This is a genomic window from Streptomyces sp. NPDC058195 (assembly GCF_042883525.1).
In the GTDB taxonomy this organism is placed as follows: Bacteria; Actinomycetota; Actinomycetes; order Streptomycetales; family Streptomycetaceae; genus Streptomyces.
This window is the reverse complement of sequence record NZ_JBHVVM010000024.1, coordinates 1-16976: the sequence shown is the minus strand read 5'-3', so window position 1 is coordinate 16976 and position 16976 is coordinate 1. Positions and strand designations below refer to the sequence as shown.

The following is a 16976-nucleotide window of genomic DNA, read 5'->3' as shown; positions in this document are numbered from 1 at the left end:
CCGGGAGGGGTCAGACGCGGGCGAAGAGCAGGTCGTGTACGACGTGCCCCTTGTCGAGACCCTGCCCCTCGAACCGGGTCAGCGGCCGGAACGCGGGCCGGGGGGCGTATCCGCCGTCCGCCGCGGTGTTCTCGAAGCGAGGGTGCGCGGTCAGCACCTCCAGCATCTGCTCGGCGTACGGCTCCCAGTCGGTCGCGCAGTGGAGCACCGCGCCCGGCTTCAGCCGCCCGGCCACCAGATCCAGGAACTCCGGCTGGATCAGCCGCCGCTTGTGGTGCCGCTTCTTGGGCCACGGGTCGGGGAAGTACACCCGCAGCCCGTCCAGCGCGTCCGGTGCGAGCATCTCGCGCAGCAGGATGATCGCGTCACCATTGGCCACCCGGATGTTGGTCAGGCCGTTCCGGTCGGCGAGGCTGAGGAGATTGCCCTGGCCTGGGGTGTGCACGTCCACGGCGAGGATGCCGGTGCCTGGGTCGTCGGCGGCCATCTGCGCGGTGGCCTCGCCCATGCCGAAGCCGATCTCCAGCACGACCGGGAGCCCGTCGAACATCTCGGGCAGGTCCAGGACGCGCTGCCCGTCGATGTCCAGGCCCCACAGGGGCCAGAGCCGCAGCAGGGCGTCCTGCTGGCCGGGTGTCACCCGGCTGCGGCGCGGCTGGAAGCTGCGGATGCGGCGTTCGTGGTGCGAACCGGCCGGGTCGATGGCGGGGCCGCCCGGGAAGCGCGACTCCTGGCGGAGCCTGCGCTGCCGCTCGAAGGCGGCCTCCCGCAGATCGTCCGGAATCCCGGCGGTGGACGCTCCGGTACCGGACGCCGGTTCGTTCACCGGCGGAGCAGCCTCGGACACCGGGTCGTTCACCGACGCTCCGGTGCCGGACGCAGAAGTGGCTTCGGACGCCGAGGAGGTTGCGGACGCCGAAGTGGCTTCGGACAGCGAAGTGGCTTCGGACGCGGGGGTGGCCTCGGGCGCCGGGCCGCTCTCGGTGAGGCCCTCGGAGGGGTTCATGGGCTCAGACACAATGCCCCGATTCTACGGCGGGCGGTCTCCACCCTGTCTCCCGCGCCCGGAGCAGCGCCCTGCGTGCCACCTCCCGCCCAATGGGCAGCGAGGCCGTCGCGGCGGGCGACGGAGCGTTCAGCACGTGGACGGTGTGCGGGGCCTCGCGGATCAGGAAATCGTCGGCCAGCGTGCCGTCGCGCAGCACGGCCTGGGCCCTGACCCCCGCCGGAGCCGGTCGGAGATCGGCCTCCGTCACCTCGGGCAGCAGCCGCCGCACGGCCTGGGTGAACGCGTGCTTCGACAGCGAGCGGCGCACCTCGCCCGCCCCGTACCGCCAGTGCCTGCGGGCGATCTGCCAGGTGCCCGGCCAGGCCAGGGTGTCCGCCAGCTCGCGCGGGCGCACCACGGGCCAGCCGTACCCCTCGCGGGCCAGCGCGGGCACCGCGTTCGGCCCGACGTGGATGCCGCCGTCGTGGCCCCGGGTCAGGTGGACGCCGAGGAACGGGAAGGCCGGATCGGGCACCGGGTAGACCAGGCCGCGCACCAGCTCCGGCCGCGCCAGCTCGTAGTACTCCCCCCGGAAGGGCACGATCCGCACCCCCGGGTCGTCGCCCGCCAGCCGCGCCACCCGGTCGCAGTGCAGTCCCGCGCAGTTGACCAGCACCCGGGCCCGCACCACCGCGCCGTCCGCCGTGCGCACCGCCACGCCCCAGGGACGCCGGTCTATCGCGACGACCTCTGCCCCGTAGCGGATCTCGCCGCCGGAGCCGCTCACCTCGGCGGCGAACCGGGCCGCGACCGCCCCGAAGTCGCACACCCCGGTCGAGCCGACCCGGATCGCGGCGAGGCCGTTCACCCACGGCTCGTACTCCGTGATCTGCGCGGGGCCCAGCTCGCGCACCGGCAGGCCGTGCTGGCGGCCGCGCTGGACCAGCGTGTGGAGCCGGGGCAGCTCGGACCGCTCGGTCGCCACGATCAGCTTGCCGGTCACCGCGTGCGCGATGCCGTGCTCGGCGCAGAAGTCGATCATCTCGGCGGCGCCGCGCACCGCGTAACGGGCCTTGAGCGATCCCGGGGGGTAGTAGATACCGCTGTGGATCACTCCGCTGTTGCGCCCCGTCTGGTGCCGGGCGGGACCGGACTCCTTCTCCAGGACCGTCACCCGGGTGCCCGGAGCGGTGCGCGTGAGCGCGTACGCCGTCGACAGACCGACGATCCCGCCGCCGATCACCAGCACGTCGCAGTCGTACGCCGCGTGCGTCATCACCGCACCACCTCCCACCCCGATAGTGCACTGACCCACTGACAACGCACTCAAACCGGAGGGGCCCCGTACGGTGCCGGATCTTTACGCGGGCGTCACCAGGAGCGGCCTGGCGCGCTCGCGCAGCTCGGCGACGCGCGGCTCGTGCCCGTACGGTTCGAGCCGGTGCAGCAGGTCGCGTACGTACTCCGTGGTCCGTGCCGAGGAGATGCGTCCCGCCACCTCCACCGCCCGGGTGCCCGCGGCGCAGGCCGCGTCCAGATTGCCGGACTCCAGCTCGGCCACCGCCGACACCACGAGCCGCAGGCCGTGCGAGCGGACGAACTCCTCGGTGGGCCGGGACAGCGCGTGCTCGGTGAAGCGCTTCACCTGCCGGGGGGCCTTCAGGTCGAGGTGGCACTCCGCGGCATCGGCGGCGAACCTGTCGTACGAGTAGAAGCCCAGCCAGGACGGGTCGCCGTCACCCTCCCGGGAGCGCTCCAGCCAGCTCTCGGCGGCCGTGAGCGCGGAGCCTGCGGCGGCCGCGTCGTTCGCCTTGGCATGGGCACGGGCCTCGACCAGGCGGAAGAAGCTCATGGTGCGGGCCGTGGCGAGGCCACGGTTGCGTTCGACGGCGGCCTGCGCGAGGTCGACGCCCTCGTCGGCGAAGCCGCGGTAGGTGGCCTGCAGCGACATCGACGCGAGGACATAGCCGCCCAGGGGCACGTCGGCGGCGGCACGCGCCAGCCTGAGCGCCTGGATGTAGTAGCGCTGGGCGGCCTCCTGCTGGCCGGTGTCGAAGGCCATCCACCCGGCGAGCCGGGTCAGCTCGGCGGCCGCGCCGAAGAGGGCCCGGCCCACCTCGTCGCTGTAGGAGCCGAGCAGCAGGGGCGCGGCGTCGACTCTTAAGCACTCGGGAACCATGGAGGAGCGCCAGTCCCCGCCGCCGTACTTGGAGTCCCAGCGGCGGGCGTCCTGGGCGGCCTCGCGCAGCTTGGAGACGTCGCTGTGGCCGACCCGCAGCGGGGAGATGTCACTGGCGGCACCGGCGGCACCGGTGGTGGCCGGGGGCGTGGCGTCCGGGCGGGGCTGGGCCGGGATCGACGGCGTCTGCCGGGTGGCGGCCAGCGCACCCAGTGCGCCGAGCGCCGCCCGGTCCGCCTGGGCGGTCAGCGCGGCCGGGGAGCCGGGACGCGCCCGTGTCCCGGACGAGGGGGCCGCTTCGGCGGGCCGGGCCGCCCGCGTCGAGGGGGCCGGTGTCCCCGTACCGCCGCGTGCGCCCTGTGCGCCCCGGGTGTCGGCGGCGGTGCCCGCGGCCGCCTTCGCGTCCCGCTCCACCGTCGCGTCGGCGGGGCATATCAGCCAGCGGGACGCGGGCGTCGCGTACGCGCTCACGGAGAAGGAACCCGCGAGGGACTGCCAGATCCCGCCGCCGCCCGCCCGCCGCCCGGCCAGATCCAGCCGGTACAGCTCGGTCGCTGAACGGACCGCCTCGGCGACATCACGCGGGAAGGCCAGCCCGACCTCCGGCGCCGGATCGGCGTCCGCGAGCCCGATCTCGTGCAGCGGCACCGGCCGGCCCAGCTTGGCGCCGATCGCCGCGGCGATGAGATGGGGCGCGGCGCCCTGCGGCACCATGCCCTTGGAGACCCACCGGGCCACCGAGGTCTTGTCATACCGAAGTGTCAGACCGCGCTGCGCCCCGAGGTCGTTGACCCGCCGGGCGAGCCCGGCGTTGCTGATTCCCGCGAGGGCGAGAACGGTTCCGAGCTTCTCGTTCGGTCCTCGTTGCTCCCTGGACATGCGCCACCCCTCGACACACAGACGGCCGCCGCGTCACCTTTGCGGCGCGCGGCATTCGTACCGGGTCCTCCCCCGGAGGCCGCTCCCGGCGCCCCGGCCGCACACGCATGTGGCCGAGCCCCGAGGAATATGCCTCCTGCAGAGCACCTCAGTGCACCCAGCGTAGTTCGCCGCATCCCTACCGTTAAGGGGCAGACGTCCGTATGGCGGGATTGTTGTCGGTGCCGTCACGGGGGCGCCGGGGGCGCGGATCGGACGCCGTGCAGGGGGAGTTCGGGTGGGGTGCGGGTCCGGTGCGGGGCGTGCCGCGGGCTCGGTCCCGGCCCTGCCCGACGGCGCACGGGAACACCGTTCGGCGAGGTCGTGCGGGGGTGGTGCCGGTGCCGCGCGAGCCGTCCGGCACGTGCTCCTGGCGTGTGGCCGTGCGCCCGGCCGTGCGCTCTCGTCCGGCGGTTTCGGAGGCGTTTCCATGGGTGCTGCGTGGGTCGGCCCGCTGCACCTGACTCAGTGGGCTGGGGGACACTGCCGCCTCATTCCCCGCAGGCGGCGGACCGGTCCGGGAGGCGGGCGACGCCTCCCGGACCGTGCGTGCGAGGCTTCGGCGGAGATCGTCCGGGGCCGCCGGAGAGCGCCGTCGCGTACGCGGGAGGCTTCGGGCTGTCCCGTGGAACGAAGCGGTACGAAAAGGGGCGTCCGGCGCGGCGGGATTCCCCTTGCGGAGTTCCGGGCCGCGCCAAGATTGGCTGAATGTCGTCGGTTGTTCGAGGTTGGGGCGCCGGAGGTGCGGACATTCCGTCGACGGTCGGGAGGTTGCCCTCCGGCGCGCCGCGGACGCCTTGCAGATGACCGGATTCTGCCCGGCGCTTCCGGTACAGGAGGGGCGCGCGAGGGGCGCGCATACGGAGTGTGCGTGGAGTGCCCACGAGTGGCGCCCGCGGCGAGTGCGGTGAGTGCCAAGTGTCGAGGGCCACGTGCTGAGCGCCGGGTGCCGCCTGTCGTGGGTGGTGGGCGCGCCGGTCGTCACGGGTGCCGGGTCCGGGCGCCCGTCCCCGTGGGGCCTCCGGGCCCGCCGGGCCTTTGCCAGGGGCGCATGCCTGTCCGACGTGCGCCCCGCGCGGCCCCTCCTGCGCGCTGTTGTCGTGGCAGCATGTCCGCAACGGCGCCGCGCGTTACCGGAGTTCGACCGGCAGTGCACCGACGCGCCGTTTTGTCCACAGCCTGTGGAGGCGGCGATGCGTTGGTTGGTGGGGTGGAGCAGTATCGCCGCGAGCTTCGGTACGGCCGGTGCGGTCGGCCCCCGCGACGAGGGGCGCACGATGCACCCCGTCGGCTCCCAGCTCCTGTGGGGAGACCCGGACCCGCTCTGGGCCGTGGGTGACTGGCGCCCGGACGAGATCCGGCAGGCCACGGTCGAGACCGCGGAGGGCGCGCCCACCGCGCGGATGGCCGTCCTCGGCTGCTGCAGCGCCACCGACGAACAGCTGCGCGCCGGGCTCCTCGCCGCCCGCGGCGGGGCACTGCGCCACCTCACCTCCTGGCCCGGCAGCTACACGACCGTCGTCCAGATAGGCCGCCGGATCACCGTCATCGGCGACCTTGCCGGAGCCCGCCCCGTCTTCTACACCCCCTGGGCGGGCGGCACCGCGTACGCCACCGCCGCCCTCCCGCTCGCCGACCTCATAGAGGCGCAGCTCGACATCGGCCACCTGGCCGCCCTCCTCGCCTGCCCCGAGACCCCGGAGGCGTTGCGCGACGGCACCCCGTACGCCGGGGTGAAGCGCATCCCGCCGGGCCACGCGCTCATCCTCCGCGAGGGCTCCCGGGAGATCACCGGCTACGAGGCGGTGGCCTCGCTCGCCGTGGCCACACCCGAGACCGACCCGGTCAGCGCGGTCGAAGGGGTGCGCGACGCCCTGGTCGACGCCGTACGCGCCCGGCTGCTCGCCCCGCGCCACGCCCCCGAGACCCTGCCGCCCGACCCCGGCCCGGTCCCCGGCATGGGCCCCGCCGACCGGCGGGCCGCCCGCGGCGCCCCGGTTCCCGGCATCGGCGCCGACCTGTCCGGAGGCAGTGCCTCCGCCACCCTCGCCCTGCTGGCCGCCGGGCTCCCGGGACTCCCCGGCACCCTCCTCGGCCACGGCACCGGGGCGGGGGAGCGGCTGCTCGCGGTCACCCTCAACGACCTCACCGCGCACGGACACGAGGAAGAGCTGGAACGGGCCCGCGTCCTCGCCGCCGACCCGCGCCTTCACCACGTGGTCGTCGCCGCCGGTGAGGAGGCGCTGCCCTACGCCGACCTCGGCGACGGCCCGCTCACCGACGAACCCGCCCCCTCGCTCGTCGTCGCCGAACGGCACCGCAGACGCCTCGCGTCCGGCAGCGCCGACCATTTCGTCGGCGGCGGCGCCCGGCAGGTCCTCGACGCCCACCCGGCCCGCCTGGCCGATCTGCTGATGGACCGCCGCCGACGCCATCTGCTGCGACCGGTCGCCGCGCTCGCCAGGGCGGAGGGGCCGAGCGCGCAGTCGCTGCTCGTCCCAATGACCGTCTACCGCGCGGCCCGCCGCCTGTCCCGTACGTCGTACCGCGCCGGTCTGGAGGCCGCGGCCGACCGGCTGCCGGCCGCCAACCGGAACGCCCCCGCCCTCGACACCCCTGCCGAGGCCGCGCTGGACGCCCTCGCCTGGTCGCGGCCCGGTCCCGCCGCGCGCTGGCTCACCGGGGAGGCCCTGGCCGAGGTCGCGGTCCGGCTCCAGGGCGCGGCCGTGCGGCCCGTCTCCGTGCAGCGCCCCGGCGACGCCCGCGCCAGGGCGGTCCTGGCCCGGTACGCGGCCGACCACCGCATCCTGGAACAGGCCGCCGAGAACCGCAGCCAGCGGCTGCACGCCCCGTTCCTCGACAACCAGGTCGTACGCGCCGCCCGTGCGCTCCCCGAATCGCTCCGGGTCCAGCCGGGCGCCCGCGCCGCGGTCCTGCGCCGGGTGCTGGCTGGTGCGGGCATCCACGACCTGCCGTCCGGCTGGGGCACTTCCTCCCACGCCACGACGGACGCGACCGCCCGCACCGGACTGCGCACCGCCCTGCCGGAGCTCCTCGCCCTCTTCGACGCCCCGCTGCTCGCCGACGCGGGCCTGGTCGAGGCCCGCGTCGTACGCAAGGCGCTGCGCGCGGCAGCCGACGGCGCACCGCTCCCGCTGGACGGCCTCGCCCACCTCGCGTCCACGGAGCTGTGGCTGCGCCGCCTGGTGGCGCGCCGCGGCACCTGCTGGACGGGCACGGCGGCACCCCGTCAGCGTGCGGTCGCCGGGGGCGTCGTGCCCGCCAGGCGGACGCTCCAGGCGTAACGCGACCGCCCCTGTCCTGTCCTGCTCAGCGGCAACTGATCCTGGATTCCGCCCAGTCGGCCAGCGCCGCCGAGCCGCCGTGCCGGGCGGGCTCGACGACCAGCCGGATGCTCGTACGGCCCGCGATGCCGAGGCTCACGGGTACGGCGGGGTCGTCGCCGTTCAGCACGGGGGACTGCCACAGTCGCGCCCCGTCCCCGTCGAAGACGGAGAAGCGTACGGAGCCGAACCCCAGCGTCAGGTCGTCGACCCCGACCATCGCCTCGTACCGCGTGCACTGCCTGTTCAGCTGGATGGTGACCGAGGATCTGGCGCCGACGGTCACCCCGTGCGCGTACGTCGTGCCTCCGATCGACACCCGGGAGCGCTGCCAGAGCCAGCTGCTCTCACCCAGCACCACCTCGGGTTCGGTGTGGTCGCCCATGAGGGAGTAGCGCAGCTCGTTGACCTGGTAGACGGTCGGCTCGGGCGGGGCCGTGGTCGGGGTGGGGGTCGGCTTCGGCGCGGGGGGCGTCGGGGTGGGTGTGGGCTTCGGCGGCGGGGTCGGGGTCGGGGTGGGCGTGGGCGTGGGGGTCGGCTTCGGCTTCTGTGCGGGCGGCGGCGCGGGCGCCGGGGGCGTGGGGGCGGCGGGCTTCGGCGCGGGCGGCTTCGGGCTGGGCGTCGGCGGGGCGGGCGCCGGAGGCGCCACGGCGGCCGGTTTCGCCGGATGCCCGGCCGCGGGCTCCGGCTGGTCGCTCCCGGTCATCGCCCAGACCAGCCCGGCCGTGGCGGCCACCGCGATCGCCGCAGCGATACCGGCCTTCGCCGGGGCACCGAGCCCCTCCGACACGGCGGCACCCCCGGCGGCGCCCCCGCCCGAGCCGCTCCCGGAGGCCGCCGCGGCGGCGCCCGCGCCCGCGGCACCCACCGCACCCCCGGCGGCGACCCCGGCGGCCTTGAGCGCGTACCCGGCGGCGAACCAGCCGATGACGGCGACCGGCAGCAGCGCGGGGATCCCGGCGTTGACCTGGGCCAGTTCGCCCGCGGCGAGCCGGCACTTCGCGCACTCCTCCAGATGGCCGCGCAGCCCGCGCTCGGCCCGCATGCGGAGTCCGCCCCGGGCGTACGCGCCGAGCCGGTCCGCGTACCGCGCGCAGTCGCCGCCCGAGGTGAGCGACCGGCTCACGTGAGCCTGGAGATACGCCTGCTTCAGGCCCTCGCGGGCCCGACTGGCCAGCACTGATGTGGCGTTGGCGGTCAGCCCGAAGAGCGGGGCGATCTCGCTGGGCGACTCTTCTTCGACGGTGGTGTGCCACAGCACGGCCTGCCAGCGTTCCGGGAGACTGCGGAACGCCTGCATCGCCATCGACTGTTCGGCCTCGTGCATCGCCAGCACATCGGCCCCGAGGTCGAGCGTGTCCGCGTCCGGCAGCGGGGCGTTCCGCGCCGCCTGGGCGGCGAACACCGCGAAGTCGTCGACCAGTTGCTCCCGCTTGGCGGTCTTGGTCCAGGCGGCGCCGACATGGCGGACAGCCGTCATGAGATAGGCCCGCACGGCTTCTTCGGGGCCCTTGCCGCGGCGTACCGCCTGCAGGGTGCGGGCGAAGACCTCGGCCGTCAGGTCGTCGGCGGTGTGGGCGTCCCGGCAGCAGCTGCGCGCGTAGCGCCGTACCGCGTCGGAGTGCCGCCGGAACAGCTCCTCGTACGCGTGGTCGTCGCCGCCGCGCATCCGCCGGATCAGCTCGGTGTCGGACGGGGCGGTGGTGGCGTCGGAGCTGCCGCCCTCGCGCTGCATCGGCACCGCGGCCCCGGAGGCTCCGGCCCTGGTCTTGGGCCTGACCCCGGGGCCCGTCTCCACACCCGAGCCGACAGGCGTGGACCACGGACCCGGCAGTACGGTGCCGCTGGCCGGGTCACCACCCGAACGCCCGGGACGGCCCTGACTCGGCACCTGGCGGGCGGTGGCCGACCCGCTGGCCCCCACGGCACCGCCCGCGGCGGAGACGTCGTCGAGCGACTCTTCCTGCTGCCCGTCACCGCTCATCGCGGTAGCCCCCGTATGCGCTGTCGGACCCGAACATCGGGCAAGAGTGCCACATGGCGCAATCACGACGGACTCTCAGCCCGCGCAACCACTCATCCGGGGCGTTTTTCCGAATGCGAGTACTAAAGGCCATTCATTAGGGGAATGCTCGACGATCTCCCTTTCGGGCGGACGGTTCGCGTGGATGCGTCCTGCTGCCAAGCCGCCAAGCCGCGCGGGCAAGCGCGGAGCGCCAACCGAGCACCATTCGAATGCGCTCGGCGCGAAGGCCGGGCGGCCGGGCGGATGACTGAGGGCGATGACCGACACACGGCGGAGCCTTGAACAAGGCCCCGCCAAATCGGGCCACATCCCCGCCGCCACGCCCGCCACCGCGTCCTCCGCCGCGCACATGCCCCGCGCTCGCCGTCGCCGCGCGAGCACGGCGCCCGCCGTTGCCGCACAGGGCACGGCGCCCGCCGCGTCACACCGCCGTCAAACCCGCTGCCACGCCCGGCGGCCCCCCCGGACCGCTCAGGCGGCCGGGCGGGAGCGCAGCCCTTCCAGCAGGATGTCCAGCAACCTGCTGGAGGCAGCGGCCTGCTGGGCCGCGTCCGGCAGAGAGGGTGCCGCCGTCGCTATCACCAGCAGCACGTCCGCGACCGTCACATCACGGCGCAGTTCACCGGCCGCCCGTGCCCGGTCCACCAGCCGGCCGACCACCTCCAGCAGCTCACCGGCGCCCGTGCCGTCGTCCTCGACGCCGGTCTCCGCGGCGGGACGCTCCTCGGCCGACGTCTGCTCGGCGCCCTGACGCTGCTGCGGCACCCGGGCCTCGTCCCGCCCGTCGGCCACCACCGCACCCGGCGCGGCCACCGGCTCCCCGGCCACCGCCGGATCACCGCCCTCGCCCTCGACGCCGACCCGCAGGACCTGGGGCGGCAGCAGCCGCCCCGCACCCGAGGCCACCGACGTACGCAGGAAGCGCGACAGCGCCGACCAGGGCTCGTCCTCTTGGCCGAGCGCGCTGCGGGCCTGGTCCGTCAGCCGGGAGGTCTCCTCCTCGGCTATCCGCCGGACCAGTACGTCCTTGCTCGGGAACCGCCGGTACACCGTGCCGACACCGACCCTGGCGCGACGCGCCACGTCCTCCATCGGAGCCCCGTACCCCAGCTCACCGAAGACCTCACGGGCGGCGCGCAGCACGTGCTCCAGATTCCGCTGCGCGTCCACCCGGAGCGGAGCCGTACGGCCGTTCGCTCCGGCCGGCGCACCGTTCATCCCGGCCTGCGCACCGTTCAGCCCTGCCGTGACGGAAGGGCCCTGCTGCGCCGACGTTCCGACCGTCGCCACCGATCCGTTCCTCCCCGCCACATCGGACGAATGGGACGGAACGGTGGTAGCGGTCGGCCAATGAGATTCCTGAATATGCATAACTTTTCCCCCGGTTATGACGTCTCCCCCCGGAGACTTCCCGCCGTCTGAGCCGGGGAGTCGATCATCGTCCCAACCGACACCCCGACGACACACGAACATAGTTGAGCCCGGCTCAATTCAGAAGGGGGTAGTTCCGCACGGAGCGCCCCCCGATCGGAGCAAGGACCGTTGGTCACTGATTCGTCCCCCGCACAAGCCGTCCGCACCGACCCCTGACCTGCGTGACTTGTCCGTTCCCGCCGTACCGCACCGCAACCGCCCGTCGAGAACCTCCGGTCACACAATTTGCCTGGGCTGTGGACAAACCCCTGAGCACGTTGCGTCATGGGGTGGTGATGGCTTCAGATTCCGGGGGAACACCCCCCGGCCCTCCGCCGGGTGTGCGCATTCTCGTCGTCGGCGGGGGCTACGTCGGGATGTACACAGCACTGCGTCTCCAGCGGAAGCTGAAGCCGAAGCTCAGAAGGGGCGAGGCCGAGATCGTCGTCGTCACCCCCGAGCCCTATATGACGTACCAGCCGTTTTTGCCCGAGGCGGCCGCCGGGTCGATCTCGCCGCGCCATGTCGTGGTGCCGCTCCGCCGGGTCCTCGCGCACTGCACCATCGTGATCGGCGAGGCGCGGACCGTCGACCACGCCAAGCGCACCGCGACCGTCACCACCCTCGCCACGGCCGAGGACGGCACCGGCGCCGTCGAGATCCCGTACGACGAACTGGTCCTCGCCCCCGGCTCCGTCTCGCGCACCCTCCCGGTCCCCGGCCTGGCCGACCACGGCATCGGCTTCAAGACCGTCGAGGAGGCCATCAGCCTGCGCAACCACGTCATCGAGCAGATGGACATCGCCTCCGCCACCCGCGAACCCGCCATCCGCGACGCCGCGCTCACCTTCGTCGTCGTGGGCGGCGGATACGCGGGCGTCGAGGCCCTCGCCGAGCTGGAGGACATGGCCCGCTACACCGCGCGGTACTACCACAACATCAAGGCCGGGGACCTGAAATGGATCCTCGTCGAGGCATCCGGCCGCATCCTCCCCGAAGTCGGCGAGGAGCTGGGCGTCTACGCGATCCGCGAGCTGCGCGGCCGCAACATCGACGTACGCCTCGAAACCCGGCTCGAGTCCTGCGAGGACCGGATCGCCGTCCTCAGCGACGGCTCCCGCTTCCCGACCCGCACACTGGTGTGGACCGCGGGCGTCAAACCCGCGCCCGTCCTCGCCGCCACCGGCCTCCCGCTCGACGCACGCGGCAGGCTCCGCTGCACGGCGCACCTCGCCGTGGAAGGCACCGCGCACGCCTGGTCCGCCGGTGACGCCGCAGCCGTACCCGACCTGACCACCGGGGAACCCGGCAGCACGACCGCCCCCAACGCCCAGCACGCCGTGCGCCAGGCCAGGATCCTCGCCGCGAACATCCTCGCCTCGCTCGCCGGAGAACCCCTCCAGGAGTACCGCCACAGCAACGCGGGGTCCGTCGCCTCGCTCGGCCTCCACAAGGGCGTCGCCCATGTGTACGGCCGCAAGCTGAAAGGCTTCCCGGCCTGGTGGATGCACCGTACGTACCACCTCAGCCGCATCCCGACGTTCAACCGGAAGGCCCGCGTCCTTGCTGAATGGACCCTCGCCGCACTCTTCAAGCGCGAGATCGTCTCCCTCGGCTCGCTGGAACACCCGCGGGCCGAATTCGAACGCGCCGCGGGCGGCGGGCATCCCGGACCGAACGGCCCGCCCCGCCCGGACGGCCCCCCGGGCCCCCGGGCCCCCTCCGGTCCGGACGGACCCCCGCGCAAAGGTCCCTGACGAGCAGTCGACCCGCCCGTCCGTGCGCCGGACGGCGGACCGTACCGACAACTGTCAGTACGGTCCGTCACACTGGACGTGTGACCATAGGTGGGCCCACATCTGCACAGAGTGACCCGGCCGGCAGTGACCGACAGTGAGCATCCCGCGAGAGCGGACCAGACCGACACACGAGGCCAGAAATTCCGTGAACTTCACGCGCTGGAGCGCCCGCCTACCCGGAACGCAGCGCCGCGCCGCCGCACGGGACGACCGCAGTTCCGTGCCCCCGGCCCGCGCCGAGTACGCACGGCCCGAGGGCGGCCACCCGCCGGACGGCGATCCGCGCACGGAGGCACCCCGGCCGGGCAGCTCCGCGGTGGAGGACCTCTCCGCCGGGGAGATCCTCGGCCAGCTGCCCGCCCTGGTGGCCCTGGTGTACGGCCCCGACCACCGGATCGCGTACGTCAACGACGCCTACACCGCCGCCTTCGGCCCGCGCCCGACCGGCGTCCCCGCCGCCGAGGCCATGCCGGAGCTCGACGAGCTCAGCCTGCTGCCCCTCATGGACCAGGTCCTGCGCAGCGGCACACCCCGTACGGTCAAGTCCCGCAAGGTCCGCAACGGCAGCTCGTACACCGTGACCTGCACCCCCGTGCACCGCGACGCGACCGGCGCCGAGGCCAGCGACGGTGCCCCCGGCAAGCAGCGGCGCCCCGGCCGCGACAAGGGTGGCGCCCCGGCGGGCGAGCGGGGCGTGCTGGTGTACGCCGCCGACGTCACCGACCACGCCGAAGCCGCCGAGCGGCTGCGCACCAGCGAGCGCCGCCACCGCGAAACGGCCGTCACCCTCCAGCGCTCCCTGCTTCCGCAGGAGCTGGAGCAGCCCGACGACCTCCGGATCGCGGCCACCTATCAGCCCGGCGGCACGGACGCCGCGGTCGGCGGCGACTGGTACGACGTCATCACGCTCGGCGCCGGACGCACCGCCCTGGTCATCGGGGACGTGATGGGGCGCGGGGTGCGGGCCGCCGCCGTCATGGGCCAGCTCCGCACGGCGGTACGCGCCTACGCCCGCCTCGACCTCCCGCCGCACGAGGTGCTCCAGCTGCTGGACGGCCTCGCCGCGGAGATCGACGCCAGCCAGATCGCGACCTGCGCGTACGCGGTCCACGACCCCAACGAGGGGCAGCTCGTCTACTCCTCCGCGGGTCACCTGCCGATCCTGGTGTGCGCCGAGGACGGCACGGTCCACCGGGCCGAGGACCCGACCGGGCCGCCGCTCGGCACGGGTGGCTGGATCCACACCTCGGGCACGATCCCGCTGCCGCCCGGCTCCACCGCCGTGCTCTACACGGACGGTCTGGTGGAGCGGCGCAGCGAGGACATCGACGAGGGGGTCGCCGCCCTGGCCCGCGCCCTGTCCGGGGCGAAGGGATCGCCCCAGGTGGTCTGCGACCGGCTGATCCGCTCCCTCGGGGTCACCGCGGAGCACGACGACGACGTGGCGGTCCTGGTGGTTCAGCACCCCGCCCGCACCGGGGCGAACGCGGAGCTGTTCCACAACGCCTCGCTCGACCTGCTCGGCGGCATCGAGGCGGCTCCGCGGGCCCGCGCCTTCGCGAGCGGGGTGCTGACGTCCTGGCGCTTCCCGGTCGAGCTGTGCGATCTGGGGGTCCTGGCCGCGGGGGAGCTCGTCGCGAACTCCCTGAAGCACGGAACCCCGCCGATGCGTCTGGGGCTGCGCCGTACCGACCGCCGCCTGATCATCGAGGTGACCGACGGCGACGACCACCTGCCGCGCCGTCGCCGGGCCGAGCCGGCGGACGAATCGGGACGCGGCATCTCCATCGTCGCGACGATCGCCACGTCCTGGGGCAGCCGTCGCACACCCGGCGGCGGCAAGGCCGTCTGGTGCGAATTCGCCCTGCCGCACTGAGGCCCCGTCCGGACGGACGGGGCCCCTGGTGGATCGGACGGATCAGCGTGCGGCGGCTGCCGCCGGAACACCGGCCCCGGCGTCGGCCCCTGCCCCGGCTTCAGCGTCCGGCCGTGACACGGCGACCACCTTGGAGGGCGACGCGGCCAGCGACGGCTGGTCCTGCACGGGAGTGAGGCTGCGGCCGAGCCGCAGCGCCAGCACCGTGATGCCCAGCGAGAACAGCACGAACGTCACGATGTACGGCCCGTGCAGCGTGGCCCCCATCGGCCCGCCCACGGCCGGACCGACCGCGAGCGCGAGCTGCTTGCACAGCGCGAACGCGGAGTTGTACTGGCCGACCATCGACTCCGGCGCCAGATCGGCCACCAGCGGAGCCACGGTCGGCGACAGCATCGCCTCACCGAGCCCGAACAGCGCGTACGTGGAGATCATCGCGGCCGTCGCCATGGTCTGGCTGCCGTGCCCGAGCCCCGCGTACCCCGCCACGATCCAGGCGAACGCCCAGATCAGGCCAACCGACGCGATCACCCTGCTGCGCTTGCGGCGCTCCACGAGCCGCAGCACGACGAACTGCGCCACGACGATGACGGCGGTGTTGGCGGCCAGCGCGATCCCGAGCGTCGACGGCTCGATCCCGGCGGCCTCGGTCCCGTACGCCGCGAGCCCGGACTCGAACTGTCCGTAGCAGGCGAAGAACAGCACGAAGCCCAGCACGCACAGCTGCACCATGGCCCGGTTCGAGAGCAGCGCCCGCAGCCCGCCCTGCGCCGCGCCTTGCTCGGAGCGCCTGGCGGCGGGGACGGACGCCGTACGCGGCAGCCGCACCGTGACGGCGATGACCCCGAGCACGACGAACATCACGGCTTCGATCAGGAACAGCAGGGTGAAGGACGAGGGCCGGGCGGTGTCGACGATCTGCCCGCCGACCAGTCCGCCGACGCCGAGCCCGAGGTTCTGCAGGAAGAACTGCATGGCGAAGGCGCGCGTGCGGGTGGCGGTGCTGGAACACCACACCAGCATCGTCGCGAGCGCGGGCTGCATGACCGCCGTGCCCGCGCCGAGCACCGCGGCCGACAGCACGGCGGCGGTCACCCCCGACGACAGCCCGAGCGCGACGGCGCCCAGAGAGGCGACCACCGAGGCGACGACGAGCACGGGCAGCGGCCCGCGCCGGTCGATGGTCCGCCCGGTGAACGGCAGCACGGCCAGTGCCGCCATGGCGAAGACCGCCAGCACGACTCCCGCGGTGCCAGCACCCAGATCACGTACCTGTGCCACATAGACGTACAGATACGGAACGGTGAACCCCAGCCCGAACGCGCTCAGCGCGCTGCCCAGCTGGATACGCCGCAGTGCTGCACCCATCTCCCTGGTCACACTCACCTACCTCAAGGTCTCGAAACGACATGCCGAGCCATCCGAACGACTCGAACCCGAAGACTTTAGCACTAAAGTTAGAACCTCAACAATGTAGGTCGAAGGACTTCGAAGGCTTTGGAAGGCGTGCCATACTGCCCGCCATGCCTGACACCACCGAGCAGCCCGGACCGCAAGAGCCAGGCCTCGACGAGCAGATCGCCGCCTACCAGCGCGAGTTCCGCGACCTGGACCCCCAGGTCGAGCAGGTCGTCTCGGCCCTGGGCCGACTGAACCGCCGGATGAACGTGGCGTACGGACGCCAGCTCGCCGCCCTCGGCATCAGCAATGCCGAGTGGGAGGTCCTCAAGACGCTGGTCCTGTCCGGTTCCCCGTACCGCCTGGGCCCGGGTGAGCTGGCCAAGCGCCTCGGCCTCACCCCGGCGGCGATGACCCACCGCATCGACCGCATGGCGGGCGAGGGCCTCGTCACCCGGGACCGGGACGAGAACAACCGGGTCCGCGTGATCGTCGAGCTGACCGACGAGGGCCGTACGAAGTGGCTGGAGGCGATGCGCATGGCCACCGACTTCGAGGAGGACCTGCTCCAGGACCTCACCGGAGAGGAACGCGGGGTCCTCGGCGACATGCTGATCCGCCTGCTGCGCCGGGTGGAGCACGCTCAGCCGGACGCCGGCGGCCGCCTCACCGACCTGGGCTGAGCCGGTGTCCGGCACCTGGGAAAAGGGCTTGACCTGTGAGCTTGACACCCTCTCGACCGGTCCGTAAGGTTCTTCGAGTTGTCACGGAGCCGGAACGGTTCTGCGACAACCGATCCCGCCGTGAACACGGCAACCAAAACTCAGCACGATCTCCCGTCGGGAGCAATTTCGGTATGCCGAAATTGATTTCGAAGACTCGATTATGAGTCGCAGGGAAAATCCGCTAGAGTTTGAGCGTCGGAACGGCCCAAGGGTCGGGAAGACAAACCCCCCTGACTGGGAATCAGGCCCGAAAGGATCTGATAGAGTCGGAACCGCCGGAAAGGGAATCGCGGAAGCGAGGAACTGGAAA

10 protein-coding genes are annotated in these 16976 nt (G+C 73.5%); 4 read left to right on the top strand and 6 right to left on the bottom strand.

The window, feature by feature from the left end; all coding sequences use genetic code 11:
- Positions 1-10: 10 nt before the first annotated feature.
- The 3 genes from trmB to ACFVWY_RS26040 form a co-directional block, all read right to left on the bottom strand.
- Positions 11-1018: a tRNA (guanosine(46)-N7)-methyltransferase TrmB gene (trmB, locus tag ACFVWY_RS26050; RefSeq protein WP_389876740.1), complete on the bottom strand. Its 1008-nt coding sequence runs from the start codon at positions 1016-1018 to the stop codon at positions 11-13.
- Entirely contained in the window at positions 1011-2267 is a 1257-nt protein-coding gene (lhgO, locus tag ACFVWY_RS26045; RefSeq protein WP_389876739.1) for an L-2-hydroxyglutarate oxidase, read from the bottom strand. Before lhgO ends, trmB begins: the two co-directional genes overlap by 8 nt.
- Positions 2268-2348: 81 nt before the next feature.
- On the bottom strand, positions 2349-4046 hold the full coding sequence (locus ACFVWY_RS26040) for a sporulation protein (RefSeq protein ID WP_389876738.1): 1698 nt from the start codon (positions 4044-4046) through the stop codon (positions 2349-2351).
- A 1232-nt stretch (positions 4047-5278) separates the two neighbouring features.
- Between ACFVWY_RS26040 and ACFVWY_RS26035 the strand changes: the two genes are divergently transcribed.
- On the top strand, positions 5279-7390 hold the full coding sequence (locus ACFVWY_RS26035; RefSeq protein ID WP_389876737.1) for an asparagine synthase-related protein: 2112 nt from the start codon (positions 5279-5281) through the stop codon (positions 7388-7390).
- Positions 7391-7415: 25 nt separating this feature from the next.
- On the opposite strand, the gene ACFVWY_RS26030 is transcribed toward ACFVWY_RS26035, so the two are convergent.
- Together ACFVWY_RS26030 and ACFVWY_RS26025 are read right to left on the bottom strand one after the other, a co-directional pair.
- A complete protein-coding gene (locus ACFVWY_RS26030) occupies positions 7416-9413 on the bottom strand; it encodes a sigma-70 family RNA polymerase sigma factor (protein ID WP_389876736.1) in 1998 nt (665 codons plus the stop codon).
- Between the two features lie 513 nt (positions 9414-9926).
- Positions 9927-10826 carry a TetR/AcrR family transcriptional regulator gene (locus ACFVWY_RS26025; RefSeq protein WP_389876735.1) on the bottom strand — a complete coding sequence of 300 codons (900 nt, stop codon included), beginning with the start codon at positions 10824-10826 and terminating at the stop codon, positions 9927-9929.
- A gap of 338 nt (positions 10827-11164) precedes the next feature.
- Between ACFVWY_RS26025 and ACFVWY_RS26020 the strand changes: the two genes are divergently transcribed.
- Both ACFVWY_RS26020 and ACFVWY_RS26015 read left to right on the top strand, forming a co-directional pair.
- Complete coding sequence (locus tag ACFVWY_RS26020) at positions 11165-12625, top strand: NAD(P)/FAD-dependent oxidoreductase (protein ID WP_389876734.1); 1461 nt, start codon at positions 11165-11167, stop codon at positions 12623-12625.
- Positions 12626-12812: 187 nt separating this feature from the next.
- Entirely contained in the window at positions 12813-14543 is a 1731-nt protein-coding gene (locus ACFVWY_RS26015) for a SpoIIE family protein phosphatase (protein ID WP_389876733.1), read from the top strand.
- A gap of 42 nt (positions 14544-14585) precedes the next feature.
- Here ACFVWY_RS26015 and ACFVWY_RS26010 read toward each other — a convergent pair whose 3' ends face one another.
- On the bottom strand, positions 14586-15911 hold the full coding sequence (locus tag ACFVWY_RS26010) for an MFS transporter (RefSeq protein WP_389876870.1): 1326 nt from the start codon (positions 15909-15911) through the stop codon (positions 14586-14588).
- 155 nt (positions 15912-16066) lie between these two features.
- On the opposite strand from ACFVWY_RS26010, the gene ACFVWY_RS26005 reads away from it, so the two are divergent.
- Positions 16067-16624 carry a MarR family winged helix-turn-helix transcriptional regulator gene (locus ACFVWY_RS26005; RefSeq protein ID WP_389876732.1) on the top strand — a complete coding sequence of 186 codons (558 nt, stop codon included), beginning with the start codon at positions 16067-16069 and terminating at the stop codon, positions 16622-16624.
- Positions 16625-16976 lie beyond the last annotated feature (352 nt).